Source organism: Nostoc sp. KVJ20, from assembly GCF_001712795.1.
Lineage (GTDB): Bacteria > Cyanobacteriota > Cyanobacteriia > Cyanobacteriales > Nostocaceae > Nostoc.
This window is the reverse complement of sequence record NZ_KV757605.1, coordinates 75,534-88,327: the sequence shown is the minus strand read 5'-3', so window position 1 is coordinate 88,327 and position 12,794 is coordinate 75,534. Positions and strand designations below refer to the sequence as shown.

Here is a 12,794-nt window from a genome sequence, read left to right as displayed (position 1 = left end):
TGTCTCTAATTTCAGAATAGTGTTGGATAGCTAAAAAGTATGAATTTTAATGCGATGGGCTACGCTCCACCGGAGGCGATGTCTACGACGGGCTACGCCTACGCAATTGGTTACGGTAATGAGTTACGTAGTGATGATGGCATTGGGCAACGAGTAGCTAAGGCGTTGCATCTATCAAAAGTGAAATCTTTGGCTGTCCATCAACTCACCCCCGAACTGGCTGAAGCTTTAGCCCATGCTAATTTGGCAATCTTTATCGATGCTTGTTTCACCTCTGAAAGTTCTCAGGTACAGGTACAATTGCTTTCACCTGAATCTTTCAAAATGATTGCTGGACATACAGCTGATCCGCGATCGCTCTTAGCTCTCACTCAAGCTCTTTATAATCGTTGTCCACCAGCTTGGTGGATCAAAGTACCAGGCGTAAACTTTGAATTAGGTTGCTACTTATCACCATTTGCTGAAATTGGAGTAGCTATCGCTTTACAAAAAATTACCCAGATTATAGACGAAAATTTCAGCTTACTTGTTTAAAATATATTTCCACCACAGGTAACAGCAACTCATGCAAAAGCCTATCCAGTCATCTGGCGATCGCGCCTATGATATTTTGCGAACTGAGAAAGCGAATCCCCTTGATGATATCTTTGCACCAAAAAGTGTGGCTGTAATTGGTGCTAGCGAAAAAGCTGGTAGTGTTGGACGCACTCTACTATGGAACTTGATTAGCAATCCTTTTGGTGGAACTGTTTTCCCTGTCAATCCCAAGCGGCACAGCATCTTGGGAATCAAAGCATACCCGACTATCTTTGATGTACCAGAACTGGTGGATTTAGCAGTTATTGCCACCCCCGCAACAACAGTCCCAGGTATTATTGCTGAGTGTGTGGATGCAAGTGTCAAAGGTGCAATTATTCTTAGTGCTGGTTTTAAAGAAGCTGGTGCAGAGGGTATCGCTTTAGAACAGCAAATACTTCAGCAAGCACATCGGGGCAAAATGCGGATTATTGGCCCGAACTGCTTAGGTGTGATGAGTCCACGCACAGGTTTAAATGCAACTTTTGCCAGTACAATGGCGCGTCCTGGGAATGTGGGCTTTATTAGTCAAAGTGGAGCGCTTTGTACGGCTATCCTTGATTGGAGTTTTCGGGAAAACGTTGGTTTTAGCGCCTTTATTTCTCTTGGCTCAATGTTGGATGTGGGTTGGGGAGATTTGATTTACTATTTGAGTGATGACCCGCATACCAAAAGTATTGTCATTTACATGGAATCAATTGGGAATGCGCGATCGTTTTTGTCAGCAGCGCGGGAAGTTGCTTTAACTAAACCGATTATTGTCATAAAAGCAGGTCGGACTGAAGCAGCAGCTAAAGCAGCAGCTTCCCATACTGGCGCACTGACAGGAAGTGATGAGGTTCTGGATGCAGCTTTCCGACGTTGTGGGGTGTTGCGCGTCAACAGCATCTCTGACTTGTTCGATATGGCAGAGGTGCTGGCAAAACAACCCCGTCCCCAAGGGCCACGGCTGACAATTTTAACTAATGCAGGTGGGCCTGGGGTACTTGCTACTGATGCTTTGATTGCAGCAGGTGGAGAAGTTGCACCAATTTCTGAGGAAACTAGCGCATCCCTTAATCAATTATTACCAGCACATTGGAGTCACGGCAACCCGATTGATATTCTAGGAGACGCTGACCCACAGAGATATACCAAAGCATTGGAAATTGCTGCGAAAGATCCCAATAGTGATGGTTTATTGGTGATTCTCACTCCTCAAGCAATGACAGAACCCACCCAAACAGCCGAGCAATTGAAACCCTACGCACATATAGCTGGTAAACCTATCCTTGCTAGTTGGATGGGAGGAGCAGATATTGCAGCAGGTGAGATGATTCTCAATCGTAGCCATATCCCCACATATCCTTACCCTGATACTGCTGCTCGGATATTTAGTTATATGTGGCAGTCTAGTTATAATCTGCGCGGTATCTACGAAACTCCTGTAATGCCTGTATTTGATTCCGCTTCAGGGATACCAGACCGTAATTGTGTGGAAAAAATTATCAAAATAGCCCGTCAGGCTGGGCGAACTATTCTTACAGAGTTTGAATCGAAGCAGATTTTAGCTGCTTATGGTATTCCGGTGGTTGCAACTTGCGTTTCTAAAAGCGAGGATGAAGCAGTTCAATGTGCTGAAACAATTGGCTATCCAGTTGTTTTAAAGCTCTTTTCCGAGATAATCACTCATAAAACTGATGTTGGCGGTGTGCAGTTAAATCTAAGAGATGCTGAAGCTGTACGACAAGCCTACCGCAACATTGAATCCTCTTTACAGAATAAATTACAACACGACCCTGATTATTCAGACGCGATGAATCGCGTCTCTACAAGAGATGGGATTCATCGCGTTTCTACAGAATTATTTTTGGGTGTAACTGTGCAGCCGATGGTAAAAATGGCTGGTTATGAACTGATTATTGGCAGTAGTCTGGATGCACAGTTTGGCCCGGTGTTGCTGTTTGGTACAGGGGGACAACTAGTTGAAGTTTTTCATGATCGCGCGATCGCACTTCCACCCCTCAATACCACTTTAGCGCGGCGCATGATGGAGCAAACGCAGATTTACAAAGCGCTGAAAGGAGTCCGGGGACGCAAAAGTGTTGATATAGCTGCCCTTGAACAATTAATGGTGGTATTTAGTCAATTAGTTGTGGAACAGCGTTGGATTAAGGAAATCGATATTAACCCGTTGCTGGCTTCATCTGAACAATTAATTGCCCTCGATGCGCGGATTATCCTCCACGAACCAAATGTTGAAGAAGACCAACTACCAAAGTTAGCGATTCGACCCTATCCCACACAATATGTCAGCAAGTGGACGATGAGAGATGGCACTCCAGTTACCATTCGTCCCATCCGTCCAGAAGATGAGCCGTTGATGGTGCAATTTCACAAGACACTCTCAGAGCAAAGTGTTTATTTCAGATATTTTCACTTAATTAAGCTCCAGTCAAGAGTAGCCCATGAACGGCTAACACGTATATGCTTTATTGATTACGATCGCGAAATAGCTCTAGTTGTCGAATCTCAAAATCCCGAAACGCAGACACGGGAAATATTGGCAGTTGGTCGATTAAGTAAAATACATAGTACGAATGAGGCAGAATTTGCTATTGTGGTTAGCGATCGCTCTCAATGCCAGGGTATAGGAACCGAGTTACTACAAAGGTTACTGCAAGTTAGTCGAGATGAGCAACTAAATAAAATTACTGCTGATATTTTGGTTGATAATTACGGTATGCAAAAAGTTTGTGAAAAACTAGGTTTTCGTATTCAACACACAGATGATCCAACTGTACTGAAAACCGAAATCGATATCAAAACATTTCACCCCAAAAATTAACGTGCGCCTCCGTTGGAGACTCACATAAAATTAATACTCATCGACAAATTGAGGATGAACCCACAGAAATTCACGGCGTTTGTTCTGCACCCGCACTAGACCACCAAAACTAGGATCTTTTTGTTTCAGAAGGGCGTGTAATTCTCGCAAAATCGAGCCTTGAGCGCGGATTGCATCGCCTTCCAAGAAGGTGGCATCGCTCTTGGACTTTCCAGTTAAAGCCATATCACTTCCCTTCAAGGTAGACTCGATGCTTTTCTGTCCCAAATCGAGTTGTTCTTCAATGGCTTTGTAGGTGGTATCATCCAGTATAAATTTAGTTGCCGAACCTGCCACAGGTAAGACTAGGCTCAGGGTTCCGGTCAAAATTCTGAGATAGGGGACTGCCTTGGTGAACCACTCACGCGGCAAGTCTAATTCATAGACTCCCTTTTTCTTGTCATCAGGATTTAAGGCTGGAAGTGGCTGACGTGCGTGTTCGCACCAGAGGGTGAGTTGAAACTTGGCACTAATCCATTTGGGGCGATCAAAAAATTTCGGATCGACAGGCTGAAAGCTGAACAGGCGCGGGCCGTCTTTTGCTTCATCGGTGAGCATTTGCATCAGTTCTGCAAACTGCTGATCGACCTGGCTTAAAATGGTGCGTTGCTCCTGAGATAATACCTGAAAACGCGCGTGATCTAGACGATCGTACATAACCAAATCTTGGCGGATGACGTTTAACTCGTCTTTCACAATGTCTCGGAACTGCTCAATGCCAATTTCTTGAGATGGGGGTTGAGCAGTCGGCGCATTATTTAGCAGTCGGTCTATGTTTTGCCATTCGCCACACCCGGAAATGGGACACGGGAACTCATGACGATTTTTCTTTTTGCTTTCAATTAGTTTTTGTACCTCAAACAGTCCGTTTCCAGGGGCATTCATACCGCAAGTTTCAATGCAGGGAACCATCACATTACAACGCAACCCTTCCCAGAAATTCTCGACTAGCCATTTAATCTCTTCCGTGAGATACGACAGAAACCTTTCTGGATAAGCTGCTCGTACTGTAATTTTTACATCAGTGCCAACATATTCCAGCAATGCCCGACCGTTGTAGTCATTGTCAAGCATTAAGCCCCGTTGCCAGTGAATGCTGTTTTCGTAATTTGCCCGTCCCAGTGAGTATTTGTGCAATCGGACAATCAACTGGTAAAATAACCCTTCTGCTACTGCAAACTGTCCGCGACTGTCCACAATGCGGCAGATTTGCACCTGTTGTCTATCTCCGGCTTCCGGTTGCTCTCCCCAATTGGGCAATGACTCCGGGCGTGTGTCGGGAACAAGTTGAGCGATGAGGCTGGTATTGCTAGTTTCTGACGGCTCGAAAACCACTTTGTAGGATAGATCAAAGCGTTCCATCAGCCGCAGAAAGATTGGATGCAATTTTGAAAGGTAGCCTTCTTCGCCTGCAAATGGCGGATGGCTCCACAACTGGCTGAGATGCTGAAATTCCACCAAACCGTTGCGTTTGCGTGTCATTTCATCATCTAGCACAAAGCTGATCGCTTTTGCTAGCCAGTCGGGTTTGAGAATGACGATATTGCGTAGTGTTGGGTCGTAATGGTAATGGATGAAATGCCCTAATATATGGGAGATGCGAAGGAACAGTTCTGCTTGCTCCTCATCGATTCCCTGTTCAGCGCAGATGGCAATGACATCATCATACGGTAGATAGGCTTTGTCACTTGTCTGCAAAGTTTCCCGCACCCGTTGCCACTTTGCTGGAACGGATCGCCCCATTTCGGGAAGAGATGCAGCGACACGAGCAATAGTATCTTTTAATTCTGCAAGACCAGCGCAATCCGTCGTATCCTGGTTGGGTTTGCTGTCTACATGGAAGAAATCGATTACCGTATCTTTGCCGAATTGATCAAGAATTTCTTGTCTGTCAATGTCCGGTTGTCGCTGTCCGGGGCCGCCGTGCGTTGCAACTACCAACACCTTTGCATCTGGTTCTCGATTTTTGATCAGCGTAATCCACTCTTTGACAAAGCCCTGCTGGGGGCCTTCCCGTGGTTTCCAGATAACTAGATACACGGCTGGCGCACTGAAAAACAACTGGTGCGTTGGTCGATAAACCCGTTGACCGCCAAAATCCCAACCATTGAGTGATATCTTTGTGCCACTATCGGGATCGGTGACGATTACAGGTTTAATTTCAATCCCGTGAGTTGTGGGGCGACCATCTACCCATTCATCCCCCCGCAATGCACCCAACAGACAACTCTTGCCCACCTCACCCTCCCCAACTAGGATCAGTTTGGCTTCATTCAGAGTTATCTGTGCTTCTGCCTTTGTCCGCAGGTATTGCAAGACTGCTTCAGTGCCTTGTTTGCTTGCAGCAGCAAGTTCAGGGTTAAAAGGGTTACCGTGAAGTCTAGGTATCTGCAAACTATGAAGTTGTCCAAGCGAATATGGTAAATCGCTCAACAGATTATGGGCAACTTCTATGATTTTCAGGTTAGAGAGTTGACCTAATGACTCCGGTAAGGAGGTTAACTTGTTGCCTTCTAAATCAAGGTGTTCTAAGTTAGCTAGTTGACCAATAGAATGTGGTAGTGATTTTAACTTACCTTCTTCTACTATATTTAGAAGAGAAAGCTTACGCAATTGGATTAGATTAACAATCGCCTCTGGTAGTTCCGTCAATTGGTTTCTGGAGAGGTCAAGCTCTTGCAAGTGAGTCAGGGATGCGATCGCCTCCGGTAGTTCCGTCAGTTGGTTCTCAAAGAGGTCAAGCGTTTGCAAGTGAGTCAGGGATGCGATCGCTTCTGGCAGTTCGGTCAGTTGGTTGTTGCCGAGGTGAAGCCGTTGCAACCCAGTCAGGGATGCGATCGCCTCTGGCAGTTCTGTCAATTGGTTGTTGTTGAGGTAAAGCCGTTGCAACCCAGTCAGGGATGCGATCGCCTCTGGCAGTTCTATCAATTGGTTGTGGGAGAGATTAAGTTGTTGCAACCCAGTCAGGGATGCGATCGCCTCTGGCAGTTCTGTCAATTGGTTCTCGGAGAGGTTAAGTTCTTGCAACTGGGTCAGGAATGCGAGTGCTTCTGGCAGTGCCGTCAGTTCGTTGTGAGAGAGGTCAAGCTGTTGCAACTGTGTCAGGGATGCGATCGCTTCTGGTATCTCAGTGAGTTCCATATCGCTGAGTTCGAGTTCTACTGCTCCCTCTCGCCTTGCCTTTTCAATACGCTGCTCTGCTTCCCGATAAGCCTCATCTCTTGCCATGACCAAATCCTTTCTCTCACTACCAAAATCGGAGTAATAGCCAGACTTTTTCTGAGTAACAGCCTATACAGGTGGTTTAGCCAGAAAATCTCAGCCTAACACTCTAATAAACAGCAAGCAACGCCAAGGGTGAAAATAGAGCAAACAAATCTCATACAGGGGTTTTCATCGCTTCTACTCTATAAAACCTGCGTTCTGCACCGCAACAACAATGGCGTTAAGGAATCAAGGTATAAAAACCGAGCTACTGCGATCGCTGCTGCAAATTAGTAGAGATGAGCAAACACCCAGCCCCTTGAAATGACAAACCTCTCAAGTCTTCACAATTTACTCTTCTTCTTATTGTGATAGTTTACACCGAATAGGAGGCAATCTAGATAACTATTCATTTATGTTGATAGTAAAATTTATAGCTGATAAAAATATCCAATTACAGATAAATTAATATTCATCTTCTATTGCTAAGTATTTGGCAATTTGGCACATTGTAATTAGAGTATTTTGATATATTGCAGAAATTACCAAGATGTTTTTACTTATTATACATAGGACGGGCTAAAGCCCGTCTTTTTTATTGCTGATTATTTGGCATTTTGGCATTACACTCAAAGCAAAATATGATATATTTGCTAGAATGCAAATAATTAAAACATTAAAAAAAACTAAGCTCAACTAAAATTTTCTGTTAAGATTATTTGCTAGCCTTACAATCTATTGAGTTTTATTTGTGCTATTTTTCCACAGTTCAAGGTGTATTTCCACTTTCAAGCTATTTAGACGGGATAAACCATCCCGTCTTTTATTTTGCTTGCTAGTTCGAAAAATCGCTTTAATGTAAGTTCTGGATATAAAAATACTGCTAGTTTTTTTGCTAATTTTAACATCTAAATTAATCTGCCATAGCCTCTAACCTATGGCAGATTAATTTTATATTTTAGGTATTCAATAATACTGGAGTAATGTCTTATCAGGTTTCAGGATATTTGCACACATCCTATAGGAAGATGCCCTATGAATAGAATAATGAGTAAATTAATTCGGGATGTTGTTATGCACTGGATTTATATATAGGTTTGGCTCACCGCCAAACCTTTTTTATTTACAAAAAATTAAAAACTAAAAGTACTTCGCAAAATGCCGATAGTAACTGAGTCACTATCTGGTGTATGACCAGGCTCTAAGATATGAATTATTCCTGGTGTAATACTGATATTATTTGTTAGCTGAAAACGATAAAATGCCTCGATTTGAGTGGTCGTTCCTGGTTGTCCACCTGCACGTCCTAAACCACTATTTACAAAATCAGGGACATTATTCCCCACAGGTAAGTTGCTACTGGTAATTTTAGGAGGTTGACCAACATAAATTCCTCCCAAATTACCTTTAGCAAATAAATCAGGGAAATTCATGAACACCATATAATTCGTAGTTTCTACATTTCCTGATTGCCCAGGAATATAAGATTTAGTATAACCACCCCATGCACCTGCGCTAATGCGGGGAGAAATTTGCCAAGTTACAGTCGCACCCACGGCGTTAGTTTGCAGCGGTGCTGATCTTCCGGTAGTGGTATTAACTGTAGTTAAGCATTCATCGCCAACAAAGGTTAGTAAACAACCATCAGAAGAGTAATTGTTAACGTAATACAAACTTAAATCGAGAGTATCAGTTGGTGTCAGCAGTAATTGCACACCTGTAGTGGTGGTTCCATCAAATAAACCACTAGCTGTCCCAGGATTTCCTGGTTGATAACTAGTATAAATTGCCTGCAAACTAGCGCGTTTAGTAAATTGCCAATCAATAGCTATACCACCGTGACCGTATCCCATATTTAAAATTGGGTTTCTTTGGGCAAAATAAGACAGCGGCCCTGTTGCAGCACTTTCTACCCGATTGGGGCCTCGGAAAGCAGCTGGCATACTTACGCCTTCTGTTCCCACCATTACTGCTAATTTATCTGTCACCAGCCAATGCAAATTGAGGTCACTTACAATCAAGCTATCTGTAGGAAATTCGTAGCCAAGTAAAACGTCATTTCGGGAAACGCTATTAGTAAATCTAGGCGTAGTTCTTCCTTTACCATCTATAAGACCTGTAAACAAGTAACTATTGGGAGTGATTTGGCTAGTTAAATATAGTTGCGCGAGGGATATGACATTAGTGTTTGTCCCCGCATCATCTGTATCTTTTTGTCCATTTCTAGGATTTACATCACCACGATTGCTAGTCCGTCCTTGAACGCCAACTATTAGTAGTCCGTTGAGTTTGGTTGTTGCTGAGAATTGGTTGGCTTTGATTTCGGCTGTTCTGGCTTCTAAACTATCGACACGACCCCGTAAAGTTGCTAATTCAGGGGAAAATTCTGACTGCAATTTTTGTAATATTGCTAAATCTTCGCGAGTCACTAAATCGTTGGTGGCTGTAGTGATTAATTCGTTGACTCTATCTAAACAAGCATTCACACCAGCGGCAAATTCATACCTAGTTAAGGCGCGATTACCGCGATAGCTACTATCTGGATAGCCAGCTATACAACCATAGCGTTCTACTAAAGACTGTAATGCTTGGAATGCCCAATCGTTTGGTTGTACGTCCTTGAGTTGAGAAACCGATGTAACTTGCGCCATCGGTTCTTCTGGGGAGGGAGATGAGGGAATAATATTATCGCTCTTAACTCCTGACTCCTGAGTAGTTATTGTATCTATGTATTCTTGTGCTAGTGCTTTTTGTGCAACTCCATGTACTCCCGCAATTAGTAACCATGCGAGCATCCAGGTTTTGCGATGACTGCGGCTAATAAGTCTACCTTTCAATTTTTTACACTCTGCTCACATACTTAAGTGAAGAGTGTATTCGCGATCATCTAGGGTTCACATGGGGACATTTACGGATTTTGTCCCAAATTAGACTTAATGCTTCTGGGCAACTTCTGAAAGGACGAGTATAACAGGGTATTGGGGACTGGGGACTAGGTACTGGGGATTGGGGACTGGGGACTAGGAAAGAGTTTTCTCAATCCCTAATCCCTAATTCCCAATCCCTAATTCCTTATCCCTAATCCCCAGTTCCTAATCTATGGCAAATCGTTCACGCAAGCTGACACCAAAAGCCTCTAAACAAAATAAACCTCATGCAGGTGCGATGAAAAGCGTTGTTAAAAAACCCCAGAAAAAACTAAAACGGGGAAATTGTTTGTCGTCAACGCTAGCAATCGCAATTCTGTTAAGTAGTGCTAGTCTAATTATGGCTTTTGCCTGGATTAGCGTTCTCTTCATTTTCAATCCAGACCAGGTAAGCTGGCTAAATAAAATTTTACCTGCATGGGCGCAAATCCCCCTTGGTAATCACGAACGCCCCCAAACTCTCGAACAAATTCAACTCGATTTGAGTAAAAAAAACCAAATATTTGGGGAAACTCTGCCTTTACATCAAGATGTGAAAAAATCATTTTTACTGCCAGTTTTTCAGCAGCGTGCTAATTGTCAATCTGATTGTGAAGAACTGGTGGAACTCAGGGTTTACGAGCGCTCAGAAGAGTTAGAGTTTAAATCTCAGTCAGAAAATTACTACTATCTAGCGACTCAATTACCTATAACTGGCCCAGATGAATCCTTTGTGATTTCTCCCTTACTTGATGGAACATTAGAACCCCAAGATATTAATATTCCTCTACCTTTAAATAAGGTACAACGTTTTGAAGGTGGGACACCATCACCAGGGGTTTGGTTTGATTTGCGGGGTCAACGCCAACAAGGAACTGGTGCGTTCGCATACGGTCACGTTGTATACTACAATCCAGAACGCACGAATTTACTACAAATGTTGTCTTGGACTAGTCCTAATGGACAATTGCCCAAATGGCAGCAGGTAACTGGTGATGGTACAAAAGAGTTAGTTGTTGATCAAACTATAGGTTTAGAACCCCACTTACAGGTTTATCAAGTCAAGCCTCTGAAGTTATTCCTCAAACCAATTCAATTGGAGGAAATTACCCTCAAATCACCAGCTTTCAAGGATTCTGCATACCAAAATGCCCTGTCAATTGCCCGTAGTGGACTGTGGACACCAGCCTTTGAATGGTTGAAGTCAATCAAAAAACAGCGCAAGGGAGTTTTACCAGAGGCGGCGCAAGCGCAAATGGATTTGATTCGTTTGCATTCCCAACTTACCAAAATCCAAGCCCAAAAAAATTGGGCAAGTCCTAGTCAAGAAGCACTAGCAGATTTGATTGATGGTCGCTGGGAGAAGGCTTTACAGGTGTTTGAAGCGTCGCCACATAATGCCCAAGAAATTGCCACCCTACTCAAAGCTGATGAAAAACGGTTGTGGAATCGCACAGCGGCGGCGTTGCGGGTGAACCCAAATAGACGAGAGGTGCAAGCTTGGTTCGCTTTGATTTTAGCAGTTCAGCGGGGAGAAGGACATGCTAATTCTTGGTTAAAGGCGCAACCAAAAATTACAAAAGATAATCTTGCTTATATTCAAAGTCTGTTAGCAAGACTCAATGGTGAGGGTACAAAGTCGCAAATATCCTCTACTCACCCTAGTCAGATTATTGGTACAGTCCAACCAATCACTCAAGTTATTAACACCGACTGGCTGCAAACAAATTCCTCAGCAGATTTGAAACTCACAGATAACCAAGTTTGGTATCAGGTGGAGGTGAGTGCATTTAATGACGGAAAACGCTGGCTAAATTTCCCTTTTGAGAATTTCAACTTACCCAAAACTGAGTCCGCTAAATTTTTGGGGAAAACTTTGGGCATCACTTCTGACCCTGAAATCCAGATTGTGGTCTGGTTACCAAATGGAGAACAACAAATTACTATAGCCGCTATCAAAGCAGTGCAACTACGGGGTAAAGTTTTGCGCCTATTAGCTGCTGGCCCAAAAATTCCAGATAATCAAAACGATGTTCTTCAACCAAAACCTTTAGCCCTGACCAATGCAGCACTAGAATGGGTGCAACCATCTCCCATTACTCTACGGGAACTATATCAACAAAATCCCCAAGGGGTGAAGGTAATGCTATCGAGTTTGTGGAAATCTTTACAGCAATCTGGTGAAGTTCCGGCTGGTGCTATTCCTAGTTTTGAACAGATGCAGGAAAAATTGGGTAACTGGCCTGTTCAAGTGATTGATTTAACAAATAACGCTCAACCAGAAATAATACTGACTATCTCACCAGAAGCAATAACATCGTTGAATGAGTCTAAACCTGCAATTCAGGGGGAGAACACAGAGCAACGCCGTGACCGGACTATAATTTTATCTGATCGGAATAAAGTCATTTACACTGATTTTACAGGAAATTACTTACAAAGACTCTCTGCGATCGCCAAGCTTTCAGGGGTGCAATCCTTAGCTTTGTTGGTAGAAAATGCTCATAATTACAGTTTGAAGCGCTGGTCAGAGAAAAATCAGCGCTTTGAATAACGCACCCCTGACTCAAATTTCCCCGTTACTCAAATTTAAATTAAAGAGGGGAAAAGCGTAGGCGTAGCCCGTCGTAGACATCGCTATCTAGAAGACTAACTTATTGTTGTTGGTTAGTTTCGGCTAGACGTTGGTGCTTCAGGTTTTCCAACTGCTGCAACAGAGAGTCTACCTCTGCCTGTAAATGCATCAATTTAGCTTGCTGATCGTCTTGATAGTAAGACTTGGTTAACTTACTGACCCAGTTAGCCTGGGACTCGCGATCGGAAACATTAGATAAACAAGTAGGCATCGCTAATTAAATCCACAATTTAACTCACACCATTAGAAATAATATAATAATGCTCTTTTCAGCTTTATTATATTATTGTGTATTTTCAATCAATTACTCTAATGGATTTTGGGTTCAATCATAAGAGACGGTGATCATAATGGCTGTGTTCCAAATAAAACATCGCCCCAAGTGTGTAAAGCTTCCATCCAGTGAGATGGTACTTAATTGATAGCCTGTCAATTATGCTTGTACGAATTATTATCGCTGTTTTTGGTGAATTTACGCAAGAAATTATATGTAGACTCTATCAAGAATTACGCCAAATTATGAAAAACTCGATCCACAAGGGAATGGGGAATGGGGAATGGGGCAGAAGAAAGGGAGCAGGGAGAAGAGTTTTCCTCTCTGCCCCAA

General features: G+C 43.1%; 6 protein-coding genes. 3 read left to right on the top strand and 3 right to left on the bottom strand.

Features of this window, described 5'->3' with window-relative positions; genetic code table 11:
• Positions 1-78 precede the first annotated feature (78 nt).
• Together A4S05_RS12970 and A4S05_RS12965 are read left to right on the top strand one after the other, a co-directional pair.
• Entirely contained in the window at positions 79-534 is a 456-nt protein-coding gene (locus A4S05_RS12970; protein ID WP_069070286.1) for a hydrogenase maturation protease, read from the top strand.
• A 31-nt stretch (positions 535-565) separates the two neighbouring features.
• Positions 566-3,403 carry a bifunctional acetate--CoA ligase family protein/GNAT family N-acetyltransferase gene (locus A4S05_RS12965; protein ID WP_069070239.1) on the top strand — a complete coding sequence of 946 codons (2,838 nt, stop codon included), beginning with the start codon at positions 566-568 and terminating at the stop codon, positions 3,401-3,403.
• 30 nt (positions 3,404-3,433) lie between these two features.
• Here A4S05_RS12965 and A4S05_RS12960 read toward each other — a convergent pair whose 3' ends face one another.
• Both A4S05_RS12960 and A4S05_RS12955 read right to left on the bottom strand, forming a co-directional pair.
• Positions 3,434-6,670, bottom strand: a complete 3,237-nt coding sequence (locus A4S05_RS12960; RefSeq protein WP_069070238.1) for a leucine-rich repeat domain-containing protein — start codon at positions 6,668-6,670, stop codon at positions 3,434-3,436.
• A 1,109-nt stretch (positions 6,671-7,779) separates the two neighbouring features.
• Positions 7,780-9,441, bottom strand: coding sequence for an iron uptake porin (locus tag A4S05_RS12955; protein ID WP_141699713.1), 1,662 nt, complete (start codon positions 9,439-9,441; stop codon positions 7,780-7,782).
• Between the two features lie 304 nt (positions 9,442-9,745).
• On the opposite strand from A4S05_RS12955, the gene A4S05_RS12950 reads away from it, so the two are divergent.
• Positions 9,746-12,106, top strand: a complete 2,361-nt coding sequence (locus A4S05_RS12950; RefSeq protein ID WP_069070236.1) for a hypothetical protein — start codon at positions 9,746-9,748, stop codon at positions 12,104-12,106.
• Between the two features lie 100 nt (positions 12,107-12,206).
• Here A4S05_RS12950 and A4S05_RS12945 read toward each other — a convergent pair whose 3' ends face one another.
• Complete coding sequence (locus A4S05_RS12945) at positions 12,207-12,398, bottom strand: hypothetical protein (protein ID WP_069070235.1); 192 nt, start codon at positions 12,396-12,398, stop codon at positions 12,207-12,209.
• Between the last annotated feature and the right edge of the window lie 396 nt (positions 12,399-12,794).